Origin of the sequence: Streptomyces wedmorensis, assembly GCF_000716445.1 — a bacterium.
In the GTDB taxonomy this organism is placed as follows: Bacteria; Actinomycetota; Actinomycetes; order Streptomycetales; family Streptomycetaceae; genus Streptomyces; species Streptomyces wedmorensis.
Genome location: NZ_JNWK01000089.1, coordinates 1 through 20,046, shown reverse-complemented (window position 1 = coordinate 20,046; position 20,046 = coordinate 1). Strand labels below are relative to the sequence as shown.

Sequence of the window (20,046 nt, the reverse complement as noted above, 5' to 3'; positions counted from 1 at the left end):
TCGAACGCCTCGCCTCATATCTGAACAGAATTCCTGACTCAGAAGACTAGGGCCTGTCTGACAATTCGCGTCGGATCAGGCCGGGTCGTTCGGTGCGTGCGATCGGCGTGCGGCCGGGGGGCCCTCGTAGCGGAGCTACTGGGGCGTTTCGGCCGTGCGGCGAGCGTGCGTGCCGGGCGGGCCGGACCCGACGGGAATTTTCAGACAGGCCCTAGACCACAAGAGTCCTACCGGGCCGTAGATTGAGGCCGTGAGACGACACATAGCCTTCGAACGGCTTCACAACTTCCGTGATCTGGGCGGCTATCGGACCGCCGACGGGGGGACCGTGCGGTGGGAGACCCTCTACCGCTCGGACTCCCTCGCGAAGCTCGCGGACGCCGACCCGGCCGATCTGCAGCGGTTCCGGGCGCTGGCCGTCGGCACCGTGATCGACCTGCGCTATCCGTGGGAGATCGCCGCCAAGGGCCGTCTGCCCGAGACCGAGGGCGTCGCCTGGCACAACCTCTCCATCGAGCACCGCCCGTACGACCAGGCGGAGATCGACCCGGACGTCGACCCGTGGCGCTACCTCGCCGACCGGTTCGCCGAGGTCGCCGAGGACGGGGCGGCGGAGCTGCGTACGGCCCTTGAGGTCATCGCCGGGGCCGACGGGCCGCTCGTCTTCCACTGCGCCTCGGGCAAGGACCGTACGGGGCTGCTCGCCGCCGTCGTCCTCGGCCTCCTCGACGTCGCGGACGAGGACGTCCTCGCCGACTTCGCCCTCACCGAGCTGGCCACCGAGCGCCTCGTCGCCGACTGGCACGCGACCCACCCGGGCCGCGAGCTGCGCTGGCCCGGCTACGGCCGCGCCCCCGCCGAGATCATCCGGCTCTTCCTCGCGGACCTGCGCGAGCGGTACGGCTCGGTGTACGGCTACGTCACCGGGCACGTCGGGCTCGACCCGGCGGTGGTGGTGCGACTCAGGGCCCGTCTGGTCGAGGGACCGTAGGGCCGTCCGGATCGGCCCCTTGCCCGTCCGGGGGACGCCCGGGTCAGTAGGATCTTGCCGCGCTCGCGGCGGAGGGCGGGGAGCCGGGCGGGCGGGACGGACAGAGGGCGCCGCGGCGCCGTGGGGGGCTTGCGATGAAACCGCTCGACGACTCCGAGGTGACCCGGGTCGGCCCGTACCGGCTGCTCGCCGAACTCGGCCACGGCGGCATGGGCCGCGTACTCCTGGGCGCGGCCCACGACGGCCGGCTCGCGGCCGTCAAGCTGGTGCACGCCCGGTTCGCGACCGACGGCGACTTCCGGGCCCGCTTCCGGCGCGAGGTCGCCGCCTCCCGCCGGGTGTCCGGCGCGTACACGGCGGCCGTGATGGACGCCGACGCGGACGCCGAACTCCCCTGGCTGGCGTCGGTGTTCGTCATCGGACCCTCGCTCGGGTCGGTGGTCCGGGAGGCCGGCCCGCTGCCCGAGTCCGCGGTGCGCAGGCTCGCCCTGGGCCTGGCCACGGCGCTCGTCGAGATCCACCGGGTGGGGCTGATCCACCGCGACCTCAAACCGGAGAACGTGCTGCTCGCGGAGGACGGGGTCCGGGTCATCGACTTCGGCATCGCGAGGGCGGCGCAGCACCCGGGCGGCGCGGAGCCGACGCGGCTGACGCAGACCGGCTGGGTCATCGGCTCGCCGCCGTTCATGTCGCCCGAGCAGGCCGAGAGCCGGGAGCTCACCCCCGCGAGCGACGTGTTCTCGCTCGGCGCGATCCTGGTCCTCGCACTGACCGGCGAGTCCCCCTTCGCCGGCACCTCCACCTTCGGGACCCTCTCCAACGTGGTGCACGGGGTGCCCGACCTGGGCCGGGTGCCCGCGGGGCTGCGCGGGATCGTCGAGGAGTGCCTCGCGAAGGACCCGGCCGCCCGGCCCGCCCCGGCCCGGCTGATCGAGCTGCTCGGCCCGGTCGCCCCGGCCGCCCGCGTCTGGCCCCCGGCGGTGCACGCCATGGTCGCCGAACAGCGGTCCCGCATCGGTGCGTTGCTCGGCGAGGCTCCCGGTCGTGAACCCACGGTCGTCGAACCGCCGTCCGGTACGCGCCTGCCGGCACCGCCCGCCCCCGCACCGGAGACGGTCCGGGACGCGGTGCCCGCTCCGGTCCCCGCCTCGACCGTCACGGCACCGGCCCGTGTCCCGGCGCCGGACGCGCCGACGCCGAGGCCGCGGCGGCTCGGGAGGACGCTCGGGCTCGTCGCCGCCGGGCTGCTCGCCGTGGCGGGGACGGGCGTCGGCGGCTACTTCCTGCTCAGGACCGACGACGACCCCTACCGCACGCTGCCCACCTGCGCGGAGTCGTCCTTCCGGCTCGCCTCCTACGAGTGGGAGACGGAACGCGACTTCTCCGTCGTGCGCGCCGACGGCCCGGAGACCCGCTGCTTCTGGGCCGAGGGCCCGAAGGACAAGCGCACCAGGACCGCCGAGATCTGGTGGACCCTCAAGCTCCCCACCGGCACGAGGGGCGAGGCCACCGACCGTCAGCGGGCCGATTTCGCGCAGCGGTCGACGGGCGGCCGTCCCGTCGGCCTCGCCTTCGGCGACGAGGCGTACTGGGCGGAGACGTCGGCCTACGAGGACTGCTCCCTGCACGTCCGCGACGGCAACCTCGTCGTCCGCGCCGCGGTCTCCTTCGGTGAGGGCGCCGACCCCGCGAAGGACTGCGAACCGGAGGCCACGAGGATCGCCGAGACCGCACTCGCCTCCCTGCGCTGAGGGCGGGGCCGCCGGCCCCGCCCGCTCAGTCGCGCCGGTCGAAGTCGAAGAGCTGGCCGGCGGCGTCGGCCGCGCAGGGGGCCTGGGCGAGCCGGGCCCAGGCGGCCGCGCGGTCGCCGGTGACCGTGACGCAACTGTCGGGGGTCGCCGAGCCGACCGGGACGATCCGGTAGCCCTCGACGGGGGTGCCGTACGGCTCCAGGGCGAACTCCTCGACCCGGCTGGGGTCGCCGCACTCGGAGTCCTCGAAGGCCGCCGCGGGTATCCGGCCGCCGGAGGGCATGCCGGAGCAGCCGGGGCCGTAGTCGGGGTGGTCCGAGACGATCCTCCACCGGCCGGCGGCGGTCTCCGCCAGCGAGTACAGCGGCACGCCCGCTCCGGCGCACGGCACCTGGTGGATCTGGCCGGTCCGCGAACCGCGCCGCTCGCCCAGGCAGTGGTCGGTGCCCACCACCCGGATGCGTACGTCCCCGGCGGCCGGCGCGGTGACCGTGCGCGGCGGGTGCCCGCCGTGCCCGTCCTTGAGCACGGCCACGACGCTCACCCCGGCGAGCACCAGCCCGGCCAGCGCGACCGCGGCGACGGCGGCCCGCCGTATCCGTGACCGCGGCCCGGCCTCGCCACCCGCCGCATCCGGATCCGCATCCGCATCCGCCGTTTCACCGGGCCAGGCGGGTGCGGGGCCCTCGCCCTGCCCGGCCGGGTCGTCGTCCTGCCCGGCCGGGTCGTCGTCCTGCCCGGCCGGGTCGTCGTCCTGCCCGGCCGGGTCGTCGGACCCCGCCGGGGCGGCCCCGCCGGGGCCGTCCGGCTCCGGGGGTGCCGGGTCGTACGTCCTCCGGCGCGCGAGGTCGGCCCGTACCGTCCGCCAGGTCTCCCGTTCGTCCGGCGGCACGCCGCACGCGCGGACGAAGACGGCCAGGAGCTCGTCGCGGGGCAGGGTGGGGCGGGCGAGCATGTTGGCCATGGTGGAGCGGGGCAGGACGTCGCCGCGTTCCTCCGCGCGGGCGGACAGGTCGCGATAGGTCAGGCCGGACCAGTCCTTGAGTGCCTGGAGCCTCGCGAGGAACTCGGCGGGGTTCCGTGCCTCCCGCGGGTCAGGGGCCCGTTCCCCCGGCGTCATCCGCGTCTCCCCCTTCCCCCGGACGGGGTTGGGACATGTCCGGGACAGGCCCCAAGCCTTGTTGATCTCGGGCCCGGACTCAAGAGTGGAACCCGGCAATTCCGCGGGGGCCGCCGCTGACGCCCCGCACAAGACGAGTGGCCCCGACCGTCCACGGGGGGACGGTCGGGGCCACTCCTCGGCGCCAGGGTCCCGGCACGGATCCGGGACAGGTCGGGACGGAAGTCCCGACGGGAAGGGCGGTGGGCCCGAGGCGGTGTCCTGTCGTTCAGGCCACGAGCCCGGTCTGGTCGACAGGACACCCCTCGGCCCTGTCGGACGGCTCGCCGGCCGGTGGAGCCGTGAACCGGTCAGAAGACGGACTCGGCCTCGCGCATGCGGTCCTCGGGGACGGTCTTGAGCCGGGTCACGGCCTCGGCGAGCGGCACCATCTCGACGTTCGTGCCGCGCAGGGCCGTCATGCGGCCGAAGTCGCCGCGGTGCGCCGCCTCCACCGCGTGCCAGCCGAAACGGGTGGCGAGCACCCGGTCGTACGCGGTCGGTGTGCCGCCGCGCTGGACGTGGCCGAGGATGACGGGGCGGGCCTCCTTGCCGAGGCGCCGCTCCAGCTCGACGGCGAGCTGGTTGCCGATGCCCTGGAAGCGCTCGTGACCGAACTGGTCGATCTCACCCTTCTGGTAGTCCATGGAGCCCTCGGCCGGGTGCGCGCCCTCGGCGACGCAGATGACGGCGAACTTCTTGCCTCGGGCGAAGCGCTCCTCGACCATCTTGACGAGGTCGTCGACCTGGAAGGGCCGCTCGGGCAGGCAGATGCCGTGGGCGCCGCCGGCCATGCCGGACTCCAGGGCGATCCAGCCCGCGTGGCGGCCCATCACCTCGACGACCATGACCCGCTGGTGGGACTCGGCGGTGGTCTTGAGGCGGTCCATCGCCTCGGTGGCGACGCCGACGGCGGTGTCGAAGCCGAAGGTGCGGTCCGTGGAGGAGATGTCGTTGTCGATCGTCTTCGGGACGCCGACGACCGGCATGCCGGCGTCGGAGAGCATCCGGGCGGCGGTCAGCGTGCCCTCGCCGCCGATCGGGATGAGGACGTCGATGCCGTACTGCCGGGCCAGGTCGGGGGCGGACTCGGCGGCCTCGCGGAGCCGGTTCCGCTCCAGTCGGGCGGAGCCGAGGATGGTGCCGCCGCGGGCCAGGATGCCGCTGACGGCGTTGAGGTCGAGGGGGCGGTAGTGGCCGTCGAGGAGACCCTTGAACCCGTCCTCGAAGCCGATGACTTCGTCGTCGTGGCCGGTCAGCGCCCGGTGCACGACCGACCGGATCACTGCGTTCAGGCCGGGGCAGTCGCCGCCTGCGGTGAGAACTCCGATGCGCATCGTGCTGTGTCTCCTGCTCGGTCGCGGTCCTTGGTGAGCCTCGGCAATTCTCACACGACGGACCTGACGGCCGCGCTCGTCGGCATTCCGCGCGTCCCTCCCGGCGGCCTTCCGGAGGCCTTTCGTCCCGGGGTTCCGGGCCCTTCGCCCGGCGGGCGACTAAGCCATCCACAGAGGTATTGTCAAGGGGGTAATGCCGCCCTAACGGGGCTTTCTGAGCACTGTCGATTGACGCACGGGCCGCGAAGGTGCCGCGAGGCACAGCTCGGCCCTTTCCGCAGGACTGGACAGGAGACCACGGCGTGACGCGCAGCGTGTACGTGACCGGGATCGACCGCGGAGACGGCCGCCAGGTCGTCGAGCTGGGAGTCATGGAGCTCCTCACCCGCCAGGTGGACCGGGTGGGGGTGTTCCGTCCGCTGGTGCACGACGGCCCCGACCGCCTCTTCGACCTGCTGCGGGCCCGCTACCGGCTCACGCAGGACCCCTCGACGGTCTACGGCATGGACTATCACGAGGCCTCGGCGCTCCAGGCCGAGCGGGGCACCGACGAGCTGGTCTCGCAGCTCGTCGACCGCTTCCACGCCGTCGCCCGCGAGTACGAGGTCGTCCTGGTCCTCGGCACCGACTTCGCCGCCACGCAGCTCCCCGACGAGCTCGCGCTCAACGCCCGGCTGGCCAACGAGTTCGGCGCCTCCGTCATACCGGTCGTCGGGGGCAAGGGCCAGCCGGCGGAGTCCGTACGGGCCGAGGCCCGCAACGCCTTCCGGGCCTACGACGGACTCGGCTGCGACGTGCTCGCGATGGTCGTCAACCGGGTGGCGCCCGAGGACCTCGCGGCGCTGGAGCGGCTCGCGACCCGGGTCCCCGTACCCTGCTACGTACTGCCCGACGAGCCGGCGCTCGCCGCGCCCACCGTCGCCCAGATCACCCACGCGCTCGGCGCCTCCGTCGTCCTCGGCGACGACGCGGGCCTCGCGCGCGACGCCCTGGACTTCGTCTTCGGCGGCGCGATGCTGCCGAACTTCCTCAACGCGCTGACCCCCGGCTGCCTCGTCGTCACCCCCGGGGACCGGGCCGACCTGGTCATCGGAGCGCTCGCCGCCCACTCGGCCGGCACGCCGCCGATCGCCGGGGTGCTGCTCACCCTCGACGAGCGGCCCAGCGAGGAGATCCTGACCCTGGCGGCCCGCCTCGCGCCCGGCACCCCGGTCATCTCGGTCCCCGGCAACAGCTTCCCGACGGCGGCCGAGCTCTTCTCCCTCGAAGGCAAGCTGAACGCCGCCACCCCGCGCAAGGCGGAGACGGCCCTCGGCCTGTTCGAGCGGCACGTCGACACCGCCGACCTGCTCAAGCGGATCTCGGTCGCCCGCAGCGGCCGGGTCACGCCGATGATGTTCGAGCACGAGCTGCTCGAACAGGCGCGGGCGGACCGGCGCCGGGTGGTGCTCCCCGAGGGCACCGAGGAGCGGGTGCTGCGCGCCGCCGACGTCCTGATCCGCCGGGACGTGTGCGACCTGACGCTGCTCGGCGACGTGGAGACGATCCGCAAGAAGGCGGCCGACCTGAGCGTGGAGCTGCGCGACACGCAGCTGATCGACCCGCAGACCTCGCAGCTGCGGGACTCCTTCGCCGAGAAGTACGCGGCGCTGCGGGCCCACAAGGGCGTCACCGTCGAGCTCGCGTACGACGTCGTCTCGGACGTCAACTACTTCGGCACCCTGATGGTCCAGGAGGGTCTCGCCGACGGCATGGTCTCGGGTTCGGTGCACTCGACGGCGGCGACGATCCGCCCCGCCTTCGAGATCATCAAGACGAAGCCCGACGCCTCGATCGTCTCCTCGGTCTTCTTCATGTGCCTCGCCGACAAGGTCCTGGTGTACGGCGACTGCGCGGTCAACCCGGACCCGGACGCCGAGCAGCTCGCCGACATCGCGGCCCAGTCGGCGGCGACCGCGGCCCGGTTCGGGGTGGAGCCGCGGATCGCGATGCTCTCGTACTCGACGGGCACCTCCGGCTCGGGCGCGGACGTCGACAAGGTGCGGGAGGCGACCAAGCTGGTCCGCGAGGCCCATCCGGAGCTGCGGATCGAGGGCCCGATCCAGTACGACGCCGCCGTCGAGCCGTCGGTGGCGGCGACGAAGCTGCCGGATTCGGAGGTGGCCGGGCAGGCGTCCGTCCTGATCTTCCCGGACCTGAACACCGGCAACAACACCTACAAGGCCGTGCAGCGTTCGGCCGGCGCCGTGGCCGTCGGTCCGGTGCTCCAGGGTCTGCGCAAGCCCGTGAACGACCTCTCGCGGGGCGCGCTCGTCAGCGACATCGTCAACACGGTCGCCATCACGGCGATCCAGTCCCAGGTCCCCTCCCAGGGTCAGGAGCTCCCCGCATGACCGCCGCATCCGAGACCTCCGCGACCGGCGCCGGCACCGCGCCGACCCGCGTCCTCGTCCTCAACTCCGGTTCCTCGTCGCTGAAGTACCAGCTGCTCGACATGCGTGACGACAGCCGTCTGGCGCAGGGGCTCGTGGAGCGGATCGGCGAGGAGACCTCCCGGCTGGTGCACACCCCGCTGCAGGGCGGCGGGGGCGCGAAGCGGGAGACGACCGGTCCGATCGCCGACCACACGGCCGCGCTGAAGGCGGTCGCCGGGGAGCTGACGGCGGACGGGCTCGGCCTCGACTCCCCCGAACTGGCCGCGATCGGCCACCGGGTGGTGCACGGCGGGCTGCGGTTCACCCAGCCGACGGTCATCGACGACGAGGTGCTCGCGGAGATCGAGCGGCTGGTGCCGGTGGCGCCGCTGCACAATCCGGCGAACCTCATCGGCATCCGTACGGCGATGGCGCTCCGTCCCGACCTGCCGCAGGTGGCGGTCTTCGACACCGCGTTCCACACGACGATGCCGGAGGCGGCCGCCCGGTACGCGATCGACGTGGAGACCGCCGACGCGCACCGGATCCGGCGGTACGGCTTCCACGGCACGTCCCACGCCTACGTGTCGCGCGAGACGGCGAAGCTCCTCGGCAAGACGCCGGAGGAGGTGAACGTGATCGTGCTGCACCTGGGCAACGGCGCGTCCGCCTCGGCGGTGGCGGGCGGCCGGTGCGTGGACACCTCGATGGGCCTGACGCCCCTGGAGGGCCTGGTGATGGGCACCCGCTCGGGCGACATCGACCCGGCGGTCACCTTCCACCTCAAGCGGGTGGCGGGCATGTCGGCGGACGAGATCGACGTGCTGCTGAACAAGAAGTCGGGCCTGGTGGGACTCTGCGGCGACAACGACATGCGGGAGATCCGTCGCCGGATCGACGAGGGCGACGAGCGGGCGGCGCTCGCCTTCGACGTGTACATCCACCGTCTGAAGAAGTACATCGGCGCGTACTACGCGGTGCTCGGCCGGGTGGACGCGGTGGCGTTCACGGCGGGGGTCGGCGAGAACGCGGCCCCGGTGCGGGAGGCTGCGATCGCGGGCCTGGAGGAGCTCGGGCTCGCGGTGGACGCGGACCTCAACTCCGTACGTTCCGACGAGGCGCGGATCATCTCGCCGAACTACGCGCGGGTGGCCGTGGCCGTGGTGCCGACGGACGAGGAGCTGGAGATCGCGCGCCAGAGCCACGCGCTCGTTCTCGCCCTCGGGAGCTCGAACGAGTGAACGCCTGAGCGGGCCCGCGCCCATTTGTACTTTCCGCCAGACGGAATATTCCGCAGTGAAACAAACCGATAGGATCCGCCTCATGCGCCGTTCCAAAATCGTCTGCACGCTGGGCCCCGCCGTCGACTCGTATGAGCAGCTGAAGGCTCTCATCGAGGCCGGCATGAACGTGGCCCGATTCAACTTCAGCCACGGATCCCAGGCAGAGCACCAGGAGCGGTACGACCGCGTCCGGCAGGTCTCCGCGGACACCGGGCGCGCCGTCGGCGTCCTCGCCGACCTCCAGGGCCCGAAGATCCGCCTCGAGACCTTCGCCGAGGGACCGGTCGAGCTGGTGCGCGGTGACGAGTTCACCATCACCACCGACGACGTCCCCGGTGACAAGTCGATCTGCGGCACCACCTACAAGGGCCTCCCGGGCGACGTCTCCAAGGGCGACCAGGTCCTGATCAACGACGGCAACGTCGAGCTGCGGGTCGTCGAGGTCGACGGCCCCCGCGTCAAGACCATCGTCGTCGAGGGCGGTGTCATCTCCGACCACAAGGGCATCAACCTGCCCGGCGCGGCCGTCAACGTGCCCGCGCTGTCGGAGAAGGACGTCGACGACCTCCGCTTCGCGCTCCGGATGGGCTGCGACATGGTCGCCCTGTCCTTCGTCCGCGACGCGAACGACGTCAAGGACGTCCACAAGGTGATGGACGAGGAGGGCCGTCGGGTCCCCGTCATCGCCAAGGTGGAGAAGCCGCAGGCCGTCGAGAACATGGCGGACGTCGTCGCCGCCTTCGACGCGGTCATGGTGGCCCGTGGCGACCTCGCGGTGGAGTACCCGCTGGAGAAGGTCCCGATGGTGCAGAAGCGCCTCGTGGAGATGTGCCGCCGCAACGCCAAGCCGGTCATCGTCGCCACCCAGATGATGGAGTCGATGATCACCAACTCCCGGCCGACCCGCGCCGAGGCGAGCGACGTCGCCAACGCGATCCTGGACGGCGCGGACGCGGTCATGCTGTCGGCGGAGTCCTCGGTCGGCGCGTACCCGATCGAGACCGTGAAGACGATGTCGAAGATCGTCGCCGCGGCCGAGGAGGAGCTGCTCGCCAAGGGCCTCCAGCCGCTGGTCCCGGGCAAGAAGCCGCGCACCCAGGGCGGCTCCGTCGCCCGCGCGGCCTGCGAGATCGCGGACTTCCTGGACGGCAAGGCGCTGATCGCCTTCACCCAGTCCGGCGACACGGCCCGCCGTCTCTCCCGCTACCGCACGCAGCAGCCGATCCTCGCCTTCACCACGGACGAGGGCACCCGCAACCAGCTCACCCTGAGCTGGGGCGTGGAGTCCTTCCTCGTCCCGTTCGTGGAGACCACGGACGCCATGGTCGACATCGTGGACGCCGAGCTCCTCAAGCTCCAGCGCTACAACGCCGGTGACACCATGGTCATCACCGCCGGCTCGCCCCCCGGCGTCCCCGGCACCACCAACATGGTGCGCGTCCACCACCTCGGCGGCACCGAGACCGCCTGAGACACGACGAAGCCCCCGTCCGGTGCGGACGGGGGCTTCGTCGTGTGCGGCTCCCGGAGTGGTACGGGGGTCAGCTCGGCTCGACCGTGTTGCGGAGGCCCTCGACCCTGAGCGTGCCGCCGAACTGGCCGGCCTGCTTGAGCTTCACGTTGGTGAAGAAGACGTACGGAAGGTCCAGCGGGGGCGGGGACTCCGGGCCGAAGGTGATCGGGATGATGCCGAGGAGGTTGCCCTTCAGCTCCTCCGTGTACATCGTGACCGTGCCGTCGGTGATGGTGGACGTCGAGCCCTTGGCGGAGCGGACGTGCGCCGTACGGCCCTCGGAGTGGTCCGTCATCTGGTGCAGGTCCTTGATGTCCACGCCGGTGGCGGTGAACTTCAGGACCTTCTTGATCTTGCCGCCGTAGGTCTTCACCTCGACGATGCCGTGGTACTTGAGGCCCTTGAGGGTGAGCAGCGAGCTCTCCAGGCGCCAGGGCTCGTCCGGGAGCAGGGCGATGCCGGGCTCCAGGTCGGCCGCCGCGAGCGCCGCGTCGTCGCGCTCGGGGCACGGGAAGCGGGGCTTGGCGCCCTCGGGTATGTCCTCGTCCGCCGTGACGTCGAGGCCCTTGGCCTTCTGCGGCAGCTCCGCGGTCTCGACACCGGCCTTCTCGGCGGCCTCGCGGATCGCGGCCTTCGTCTTGTCGGCGGCCGGGTCGGTGGCGGGCTCGTCGGCCGGCTTGGCCGTCGTGGCCGCCGGCTTCGGCGCGGTCGTCGCGGCCGGCGCGTCGTCGGCCGCCGCGGGCGCGATCGGGGCCTGGGTCGTCGGCGCCGCGGTCGTGGGCGTGGCCGACGGCTTCGGGTCCGAGCCGTCGAAGATGTCCTTGAGGGCGTCGCCCCAGCCCAGCGGGTCCAGCGGGTTGGTGGACTTCGTCGGCGTGGGCGTGGCGGTCGGCGTGGGCGTGGCGGACGGCGTCGCGGCCGGCTGCTCGGCCCGCTCCCGGGTCTGCCGCGCGGTCGTGTCCCCGGTCGCCGTCGCGGTCGGCGTCGGCGAGGCGGTGGTGGACGGGGTGCCGGAGGGCGTGGCCGAGGGGGTGGCCGTCGGCTTGGCGGTCTCGGTCGGCTTCGCGGTCTCCGTGGCCTCCGGCGTCGGCTCGTCGGAGCGCGTGACGCAGGGGCCGGGGGCGAAGGGGAGGTCCTTCTCGTCGGCGAGGGCGGGGCTGGGCGCGAGGCCCATTCCCACGAGCACCGCGGTCGGCATGGCGGCCAGCGCCATCGCCTTGCCCGCCGGGCCCTGGATCCTGTTCAGCAGCGTCTTGCGCGGGGCCGCGTGCCGCGGGCCCCCCTTCGCGAGCGCCGACTGAGTCTCGTCACCCCGCACTGTTCCTCCCGCCGTTGGCGTCGATCGTCGTTTCGGTCAGGTGGTGCTCCGCCTCGCGCTGCTCCGGGACGCCGGGGGCGTACAGGGCCTCGGTCTCGGCGGACTCCTCCGGCTGCTCGTCGCCTTCGGCTTCGAAGACCTCCTCGACCGGCGGCGCGGGTGCCCAGGCGATGGACATGCCGCCTCCGACGAGGGAGAGCAGGAATCCGATGAGGAGACCGCCGAAGTTCGACACGGGAATGGAGACCAGTCCCAGCACGATCGTCGCGACACCGGCGAAGACCCGGACGATGGGCTGGTACCACATCGTCAGGCCGAGCGTGATGAGCAGGACGCCGATGATCAGCGCGCCGGATCCGGCGGTCGTCTTCATCGCCATGGTGATGTTGCCGAGTCTCATGTCCCCGTAGGGAAGGTAGGCGATCGGCACACCACCGAGGATGGTGAACAGGCCCGCCCAGAAGGGCCGGGTCTGCCGCCAGACCTTGAACCGGTTGTCCTGCTGGGGGACTCCGTGGGAGGCAGGGGTCTCGGCGCTCATGGAAACAGCTCCCTGGAAGCGGTGTTGCTGAGAAGAGGTACGAAGCGGGGCCGTGCCCCGGAGCGGGTACGGGCCGCCGGAGCGGCCCGCACCCTGGGGCCGGATCAGCCCTGGAAGCACTCCTTCGAGGTGCCCCGGTGAAGGGACAGGCTCAGGTCGGGGAGCTTGAAGGTGGCGGCCGTGGTGGCCCACGCCTTCTGCTTGACCTTGGTCAGCGTGACGCTGTCGGCGCGCTGCGCGAAGCCGTTCTCGTTGGCCTGGGTGTTGGGCTGGATGCCCTGGCCGTCCGCGTGCTTCGGGAGGGAGCCGGCGGCGACGCCGATGTCGATCTGCTTGAACTCGGCGTCGGCCTCGAGGTACGAGACGTCGAGGTAGAGCTCCTTGGCGTCGACCCGCTTGTCGGGGTCGGAGGCGCCCTGCGTGCCGGCCTCCAGGCGGAGGGTGATGTCGCCGAGGCCCGGAACCGGGGTCACGACGGACTGGCACATGTTGGTGATCTTGGCGGTGTCGAAGCCGGAGACCGCGACCGGGGCGCCGAACGGCGTGCCGTCCAGCTTCTTGCCCTTGGCGACGCTGCCGTACTGGACGAACTCGGTGCCCTCGAGCTTGTCGGTGGAGACCTTGAACTCCTGGCCGGAGATCGCGAACGACGCCGCGAGCGCACCCTGGGCCAGGCCGACGCCGATCGCGGCCGTCGCGGCCACGCTCGGGACCATGACGACGGCGAACCGCTTCCACCTGGTTCCGCCACGAACCTGGGACTTCATGAGAATTCCTCCTTCTCGGACGTACATCTCCGGAAGGGCCAGGGGCCCGTCCTGGGATGGGAGAAGAGCTACGTCCTCGGGAAGGAGAGCGCCGAGGCATCGGGCGGCGCGCTGCGCGTCCGAATCACCGGCGATCACCCCCGAGCGACAACCATGGGCCACGCGTTTCGCGTGGCCTGAGTTGGACAGGCCCCACTCGGTGAGAGCGGGAACCCCCCTGTCCACGACCGGTACCGGGGCACCGGTCCGCCCGGTGGGGACCTTCGCCGCGTTCCCGGTTGGTTTGCCGGGGGTGGTGCGGTTCGGACCGAGCGTCGCCGATCGTGGTCCATTCCGGCCCCCCGCACAAGGGGGTTCGTTACTCGCTAGTAACGGGTGGATAACCAGGCGATGGCGAGGCGGCGCCGAACGGGCACGCAGGGTGCGGTCAAGTGACCGCTGATATCAGGGGATTGCCGTAAGAATCCGGACAGAATCACGGGTTCGATTTACTGCAAGTAACAGCGGCCGCGATTACCAAGTTTTGGTAAAGCGCGGCCGCCTTCTGTCGCTCTGTCGCCAAATCGTCCGACGATCCGGCGCCCGTCAAGGGGACGGGAAAGACCTCAGAACAGCACGCGGGCGAGGGCCTGGCGGCCCGCCGTCACGCGCGGGTCGTCGGCGCCGATCACCTCGAAAAGCTCCAGGAGCCGCAGCCGCGCCGCGTCCCGGTCCTCGCCGGCCGTACGGCGCACGGTCTCCACCAGACGCCCGAAGGCGTCCTGGACGTGACCGCCCACCAGGTCGAGGTCGGCGGCGGCGATCTGCGCGGCCACGTCGGACGGGTTGTCCGCCGCGTTCTTACGGACGACACCCGGGTCGAGGTCCTGCACCCGCTGGAGGAGTTCGGCCTGGGCCAGGCCGAGCTTGGCCTCGGGGTGCGCCGGGTCGTCGGCGAGCACGTTCTTGTACGCCTGGACGGCACCGGCCAGGTCGCCCGCGTCGAGCGCGGACATGGCCGCCTCGAGCAGCGCGTCGTACGGGCCGGCGGGGCGCGCGGCGGGAGCCGAGCCGTCGGCGTCCGCGTCCACGGCGATGCCGGTGAGGCCGAAGCGCTCCTCGCCGATCTGGATCAGCTGGTCGAGGGTCTCGCGGATCTGCCCCTCGGGCACCGCACCCTGGAAGAGCGGCAGCGCCTGGCCGGCGACCACCGCGAAAACGGCCGGAATTCCCTGGATGCCGAACTGCTGCATCAGCATCTGGTTGGCGTCGACGTCGATCTTCGCGAGCAGGAAGCGGCCGTTGTACTCGACGGCCAGCCGCTCCAGGAGGGGGCCGAGCTGCTTGCACGGCTCGCACCACTCGGCCCAGAAGTCGAGGACGACCGGAACCTCGGCGGAGCGCTGGAGCACGTCGCGCTCGAAGCCCGCCTCGTCGACGTCGATCACCAGGGCGGACGGGGGCACCGCGGCGGAACCACCCTGCCGGGCGGCTTCGGCGCGCACCTGCTCCGCCTTGGCCTTGGCCTCTCCGGCCGCCTTCACCGCGGCGAGGTCGACGACGCCGCTCATGGACATGTTTCGGGGCTGCATGAGTACATCCTCCCCCTTCCGCGCGCGTAACCGGTAAGCCATGGCCGAACCGCGCCGTCCACGCGTCTCCCGCCGGTTTGCGAGACGTGTGGACGACACGGTCCTTCGTCTTCGTTCGCCATCGGGTCCCCACCCGATGAGCCGCCGGGTCCCCACCCGGCTCTTGGTTGTCGCTCAGGCCGCTCAATGCCTTTCGCTACAGGTCGTAGCGTATCTCCGCGGAGGGAGCCGACGGGAGGGCCGGAGCGCGATCCGCGCGGTGAACTGCCTCACACCGCACGCCCCTGGCGCGATACCTACCGGCGGGTATGGTCGGTTTCCATGTGTAGCCGCACCAACCCGCGCAACAGTCGTACCGGGCGCCCCCGCTCCACCGAGGCCGACACGGCCATCCTGGAGGCCACCCGGGCCGCTCTGGTCGAGCTGGGCTGGTCCAAGCTCACAATGGGGGACGTCGCCGGCCGCGCCGGGGTTGCGAAGACGACCCTCTACCGCCGCTGGGCCAACAAGAACGAACTCGTGGTGGACGCCGTCGCCGTCCTCTTCGACGAACTCGAACTGCCCGACCTGGGTTCCCTCCAGGCCGACATCGAGCACGTCGTCCTCCAGTTCGCGGCGCTCCTCGAACGGCCCGAGACCAAGACGGCCCTGATGGCCGTGGTCGCCGAGTCCACCCGCGACGAACCGCTGCGCGAACGCATCCGCGCCTCGATCGTCGACCGCCAGAAGCGGCTGGTGCTCGCGGGCCGCGAGCGGGCGCAGCAGCGCGGTGAACTCCCGGCGCACCGCGACCCGGTCGCCACGGACGCCACCGACGACCTGATCTTCGATGTCATCGCGGGCGCGGTCGTCCACCGCGCGCTGGTGAGCGCCGAACCGGTCGACGCCCCGTGGGTGGCTCGCCTCTCCGCCCTCCTGGTGGGCGGCCTGGGCGCAGCGGCGGCGGTCGGCGGCTGAAACCGGCGGGCGCGTTCCACCGGCCACGCCCTACGGTGGCGGCCGTGACGACTCAACTCACGGACTCCGTCCGCGCGCTGCTCGACGATGTCAACCCGGCCGTACTGGCCACGATCCAGCCCGACGGCTCACCGCAGACCTCGGTGGTGTGGGTCGGCCGCGACGGCGACGAGCTCCTGATCTCCAGCCAGGACGGCCGCCGCAAGATCAAGAACATCCGGGCCGACGCCCGGGTCAGCCTCACCGTCCACGACCGCCACGACCCGCTCCGCTACGCGGAGATACGGGGCACCGCGACGGTCACCGAGGACACCGGCCGCGCGCTGGCCGTGTCGCTCGCGGAGAGCTACGAGGGCGAGGGCGCCGGCCGGGAGTACCTGGAGCTGCCGCCGGAGGAGGTCCGGGTGGTGGTCCGGATCACCCCGGCGAAGATCCTCGGCACGGCCGCGAAGTAAGTCACCCCGCGCGAGAGGGGCGGTGCGGGAGTCCCGCACCGCCCCTCTCGCGTGCGGGTGGATCAGAAGCCCGGGGGCTCCGTGTAGACGCCCCACTCGTCGCGCAGCGCGTCGCAGATCTCGCCGAGCGTGGCCTCGGCCCGTACGGCCTCCAGCATCGGGACGATCATGTTCGAGCCGTCGCGGGCCGCCGCCAGCATGGCGTCGATCGAGGCGCGGACCCTGGCGTCGTCACGGCGCGCCTTGCGCTCGCCGAGGACGCGGACCTGCTCCCATTCGACCTCGTGGCTGACGCGGAGGATCTCCAGGTCGCCGGTGACCGAGCCGTGGTGGGCGTTGACGCCGACGACCCGCTTGTCGCCCTTCTCCAGGGACCGCTGGTACCGGAAGGCCGCGTCGGCGATCTCGCCGGTGAACCAGCCGTCCTCGATGCCGCGCAGGATGCCGGAGGTGACCGGGCCGACGGGGTGGCGCCCGTCGGGGTGGGCGAGGCGGCCGCGCTCCTTGATCCGGTCGAAGATCTTCTCGGCGTCGGCCTCGATGCGGTCGGTGAGCTGCTCGACGTACCAGGAACCGCCCAGCGGGTCGGCCACGTTGGCGACGCCGGTCTCCTCCATCAGCACCTGCTGGGTGCGGAGCGCGATCTCGGCGGCCTGCGCGCTGGGCAGCGCGAGGGTCTCGTCGAGGGCGTTGGTGTGGAGGGAGTTGGTGCCGCCGAGGACGGCGGAGAGGGCCTCGACCGCGGTCCGCACGACGTTGTTGTACGGCTGCTGCGCGGTGAGGGAGACGCCGGCGGTCTGGGTGTGGAAGCGCAGCCACTGGGCCTTGTCGGTCCTGGCGCCGTACACCTCCTTCATCCAGCGGGCCCAGATGCGGCGGGCGGCGCGGAACTTGGCGATCTCCTCGAAGAAGTCGAGGTGCGCGTCGAAGAAGAAGGAAAGGCCGGGCGCGAAGACGTCCACGTCCAGGCCGCGGCTGAGGCCCAGCTCGACGTAGCCGAAGCCGTCGGCGAGCGTGTACGCGAGCTCCTGCGCGGCCGTAGCCCCGGCCTCGCGGATGTGGTAGCCGGAGACGGAGAGCGGCTTGTACGCGGGGATGTCCCGGGCGCAGTGCTCCATGAGGTCGCCGATGAGACGCAGGTGGGGCTCGGGCTCGAAGAGCCACTCCTTCTGCGCGATGTACTCCTTGAAGATGTCGGTCTGGAGCGTGCCGTTGAGCACGGCCGGGTCGACGCCCTGCCGTTCGGCCGCCACCAGGTACATGCAGAAGACCGGCACGGCGGGGCCGGAGATCGTCATCGAGGTGGTGACGTCGCCGAGCGGGATGTCCTTGAAGAGGACCTCCATGTCGGCGGCGGAGTCGACGGCGACGCCGCAGTGGCCGACCTCGCCGAGGGCCCGGGGGTCGTCGGAGTCCCGGCCCATGAGGGTGGGCATGTCGAAGGCGACGGAGAGGCCGCCGCCGCCAGCCTCCAGGATCATCTTGTACCGCTCGTTGGTCTGCTCCGCGTTCCCGAACCCCGCGAACTGGCGGATGGTCCAGGTCCGGCCCCGGTAGCCGGTCGGGTGCAGGCCCCGGGTGAAGGGGTACTCGCCGGGCCAGCCGATGCGCTCGAACCCCTCGTAGGTGTCGCCGGGGCGGGGCCCGTACACCGGCTCCACCGCGTCCCCGGAGAGCGTGGTGAAGTCGGCGTCCCGCTTGTGGGCCTTGTCGTAGCGGGCCTGCCAGCGGCGGCGGCCCTGCTCGATGGCGTCAGCGTCCATGCACCGAATTTACTGGGATGTCCCCGTGCACGCCGGTGACGAACCTCCGCACATGGGTGCGAAGGCGGGATGTCAGGCCTTGACCGGCTCCGGCCGCGCGTCGGCGATCAGCGGCAGCGTCTCGGCGACGACCTTGCGCTCGACGAAGAAGGCGGCGGTCGGGATGGTGCCGCTGATCAGGATCCAGATCAGCTTCCCGAACGGCCACTTCGCCTTGGAGCCCAGGTCGAAGGCGACCACCAGGTAGATGATGTAGAGGACGCCGTGGAGCTGGGAGACCGCGAAGGTCAGGTCCTCGCCGACGCCGAAGCCGTACTTGGCGACCATGCACGCGCACAGGATGAGGAGCATGACCGCGGTCACATAGGCCATGACGCGGTAGCGGGTCAGCACGCTGGATTTCATGCCGTCGAGCGTAACGGCACGTTCCGGGCGATCTACGTGGGGGGCTACTTCTCCTCGAAGTCGTCCGCCGCGACCCGCAGCGGGCGCAGCATCGCGAAGATCTCGGCGCACTCCTCGGCGTCGTAGGCCCCGAGGCCGAAGTCCATCTCCATCAGGTCGCGGGTCGCGGACTCGACGACCTCGCGGCCCTTCTCGGTGATGGAGGCGAGGGTGCCGCGGCCGTCGTTGGGGTTGGGGCGCTTGGCCACGAGGCCGGACTTCACGAGCCGGTCCACCGTGTTCGTCACCGAGGTGGGGTGGACCATCAGCCGCTCGCCGATCTTGGACATCGGCAGCTCCCCCGCCTTGGAGAAGGTGAGCAGCACCAGGGCCTCGTACCGCGCGAAGGTCAGCCCGTACGGCTTGACGACGGCGTCGACCTCCGCGAGGAGGATCTGGTGGGCGCGCATGATCGAGGTGATCGCGGCCATCGAGGGGACCGGACCCCAGCGCTTCTGCCAGAGTTCGTCGGCGCGTGCGATGGGGTCGAAGGGGAGACTGAGCGGCTTCGGCACGCGTCGACCTTACCGACTGGTCATATGCCGGTCAGCCCCGTCTCGTACTTCGGTCGCCCGCAGCTCCGCGACGACGGCGACGACACAGGCCGTGCCGAGCACTCCCGCGCCCGCGACGACCGTGTGGACGGACGCGAACTCGGCCGCGATCCCGGCACCGGCCATGCCGACGCCCTGGACGGTCATCATGCCCGCCGTCATCAGTGTCATGGCCCTCCCCCGCTGCTCCTCGGGGACGGCGGCGACGAACCAGGCGTCGAGGCCGAGGGTGTACGCGCCGGTGGCGCCGGCCAGGAACAGCGCGAGGGCCGCGAGGACCAGGCCCGGCCGGGGGGCGTACAGGAGGTAGGGCAGGACGCTCACCACCGCGAGCGGCACCACGACGCGGGAGCGGGTCGCCGCGCTCAGGAACGAACCGGCGAAGAGCTCGCCCGCGATGGTGCCGACGGGCAGCGCGCACATCAGCAGACCGAGGGCGGCGGTGGAGACGCCGATCTCGTCGGCGTAGGGCGCGGCGAGCGCCTCGGGCACGACGGCGAAGAGCGGCGGCACCCAGAACATCAGCATCAGGGCCCGCACCCGCCGGTCGCGCAGGACGGCCCAGGTGCCCGACAACCCGCTCCGCGTCTCCTTGCCGGCCCGGGCGGGACGGCGGACGGTGCCGAAGCGCAGCAGCAGCGCGGAGACGACGAAGGTGGTGGCGGTGACCGCGAGGGCGCCGCGCGGCGGTACGGCGGTGAGCAGGACGCCGCCGACGGCGAAGCCGGTCAGCAGGGCGCTCTGCGAGACGATCCGCAGCAGCGAGCGGCCGAGGACGAAGAGGTCGCCCTCGCCGAGGATGTCCGCGAGGGTCGCCATCCGGGTGCCGTTGAAGACGGGCGAGACGACGGCGATCGCGCAGCGCAGTGCCAGCAGGACGGCGACGGGGGTCGCCGGGACCACCATCGCGGCGACGCAGGTCGCGCAGACGAGGTCGCAGACGACGAGGATCCGCCGGGGCGGCAGCCGGTCGGTCAGCCCGGCGAGCAGCGTGCCGCCGACGAGGTACGGCAGGAACCCGAGCGCGAACGTGAGCGAGGACAGCAGCGGCGACCGTGTCAGGTCGTACACGAGCACCGTCAGCGCCAGCTCGCTGACGACGACGCCGACCAGCGAGAACAGGTGCGCCACGAACACGAACCGGAACTCCCGCACGGCGAACACGGCCCGGTAACCGGGGCTGGGTGCGGCGGGCGCGGACGGCTCGGGGGCGGGTGCGGGGGTGGGC

Annotated in this window: 17 protein-coding genes; 7 read left to right on the top strand and 10 right to left on the bottom strand. The window is 72.0% G+C overall.

Annotated elements, in window-relative coordinates:
• The first annotated feature begins 250 nt into the window (after positions 1–250).
• Together OO54_RS38735 and OO54_RS38730 are read left to right on the top strand one after the other, a co-directional pair.
• On the top strand, positions 251–991 hold the full coding sequence (locus OO54_RS38735) for a tyrosine-protein phosphatase (RefSeq protein WP_033211917.1): 741 nt from the start codon (positions 251–253) through the stop codon (positions 989–991).
• A 134-nt stretch (positions 992–1,125) separates the two neighbouring features.
• On the top strand, positions 1,126–2,742 hold the full coding sequence (locus tag OO54_RS38730; RefSeq protein ID WP_033211915.1) for a serine/threonine-protein kinase: 1,617 nt from the start codon (positions 1,126–1,128) through the stop codon (positions 2,740–2,742).
• A 25-nt stretch (positions 2,743–2,767) separates the two neighbouring features.
• Here the strand turns inward: OO54_RS38730 and OO54_RS38725 are convergent, their stop codons facing one another.
• On the bottom strand, positions 2,768–3,862 hold the full coding sequence (locus tag OO54_RS38725) for a helix-turn-helix domain-containing protein (RefSeq protein ID WP_033211913.1): 1,095 nt from the start codon (positions 3,860–3,862) through the stop codon (positions 2,768–2,770).
• Between the two features lie 350 nt (positions 3,863–4,212).
• Positions 4,213–5,238, bottom strand: a complete 1,026-nt coding sequence (locus tag OO54_RS38720) for an ATP-dependent 6-phosphofructokinase (protein ID WP_033211911.1) — start codon at positions 5,236–5,238, stop codon at positions 4,213–4,215.
• 302 nt (positions 5,239–5,540) lie between these two features.
• Between OO54_RS38720 and pta the strand changes: the two genes are divergently transcribed.
• From pta to pyk, 3 genes are all read left to right on the top strand, one after another.
• Positions 5,541–7,631 carry a phosphate acetyltransferase gene (gene pta / locus OO54_RS38715; protein ID WP_033211910.1) on the top strand — a complete coding sequence of 697 codons (2,091 nt, stop codon included), beginning with the start codon at positions 5,541–5,543 and terminating at the stop codon, positions 7,629–7,631.
• On the top strand, positions 7,628–8,893 hold the full coding sequence (locus tag OO54_RS38710; protein ID WP_033211909.1) for an acetate kinase: 1,266 nt from the start codon (positions 7,628–7,630) through the stop codon (positions 8,891–8,893). The genes pta and OO54_RS38710 overlap by 4 nt, the downstream gene beginning before the upstream one ends.
• Positions 8,894–8,975: 82 nt before the next feature.
• Positions 8,976–10,406: a pyruvate kinase gene (gene pyk, locus OO54_RS38705; RefSeq protein WP_033211907.1), complete on the top strand. Its 1,431-nt coding sequence runs from the start codon at positions 8,976–8,978 to the stop codon at positions 10,404–10,406.
• 70 nt (positions 10,407–10,476) lie between these two features.
• On the opposite strand, the gene OO54_RS38700 is transcribed toward pyk, so the two are convergent.
• From OO54_RS38700 to OO54_RS38685, 4 genes are all read right to left on the bottom strand, one after another.
• Positions 10,477–11,766: a hypothetical protein gene (locus tag OO54_RS38700; protein ID WP_033211903.1), complete on the bottom strand. Its 1,290-nt coding sequence runs from the start codon at positions 11,764–11,766 to the stop codon at positions 10,477–10,479.
• Complete coding sequence (locus OO54_RS38695; RefSeq protein WP_033211902.1) at positions 11,756–12,307, bottom strand: DUF6114 domain-containing protein; 552 nt, start codon at positions 12,305–12,307, stop codon at positions 11,756–11,758. The genes OO54_RS38700 and OO54_RS38695 overlap by 11 nt, the downstream gene beginning before the upstream one ends.
• Positions 12,308–12,411: 104 nt before the next feature.
• The gene (locus OO54_RS38690) at positions 12,412–13,074 is read right to left on the bottom strand and encodes a DUF6230 family protein (RefSeq protein WP_033211901.1); all 663 of its coding nucleotides are present in this window, start codon (positions 13,072–13,074) and stop codon (positions 12,412–12,414) included.
• A gap of 605 nt (positions 13,075–13,679) precedes the next feature.
• A complete protein-coding gene (locus OO54_RS38685; RefSeq protein ID WP_033211900.1) occupies positions 13,680–14,645 on the bottom strand; it encodes a tetratricopeptide repeat protein in 966 nt (321 codons plus the stop codon).
• Between the two features lie 321 nt (positions 14,646–14,966).
• On the opposite strand from OO54_RS38685, the gene OO54_RS38680 reads away from it, so the two are divergent.
• A complete protein-coding gene (locus OO54_RS38680) occupies positions 14,967–15,602 on the top strand; it encodes a TetR/AcrR family transcriptional regulator (RefSeq protein ID WP_033211899.1) in 636 nt (211 codons plus the stop codon).
• A 35-nt stretch (positions 15,603–15,637) separates the two neighbouring features.
• Positions 15,638–16,057 (top strand): PPOX class F420-dependent oxidoreductase, encoded by a 420-nt coding sequence (locus OO54_RS38675; protein WP_078905582.1) that lies wholly within the window; start codon positions 15,638–15,640, stop codon positions 16,055–16,057.
• Positions 16,058–16,119: 62 nt separating this feature from the next.
• Here OO54_RS38675 and icmA read toward each other — a convergent pair whose 3' ends face one another.
• The 4 genes from icmA to OO54_RS38655 all read right to left on the bottom strand — a co-directional run.
• On the bottom strand, positions 16,120–17,820 hold the full coding sequence (icmA, locus tag OO54_RS38670; RefSeq protein ID WP_033211898.1) for a coenzyme B12-dependent isobutyryl-CoA mutase large subunit: 1,701 nt from the start codon (positions 17,818–17,820) through the stop codon (positions 16,120–16,122).
• Between the two features lie 72 nt (positions 17,821–17,892).
• Positions 17,893–18,225: a DUF3817 domain-containing protein gene (locus OO54_RS38665; RefSeq protein WP_033211896.1), complete on the bottom strand. Its 333-nt coding sequence runs from the start codon at positions 18,223–18,225 to the stop codon at positions 17,893–17,895.
• A 44-nt stretch (positions 18,226–18,269) separates the two neighbouring features.
• Positions 18,270–18,779, bottom strand: a complete 510-nt coding sequence (locus tag OO54_RS38660) for a MarR family winged helix-turn-helix transcriptional regulator (protein WP_017236097.1) — start codon at positions 18,777–18,779, stop codon at positions 18,270–18,272.
• Between the two features lie 9 nt (positions 18,780–18,788).
• The coding region (locus tag OO54_RS38655) for an MFS transporter (RefSeq protein ID WP_033211894.1) at positions 18,789–20,046 on the bottom strand (1,258 nt) is incomplete at its 5' end.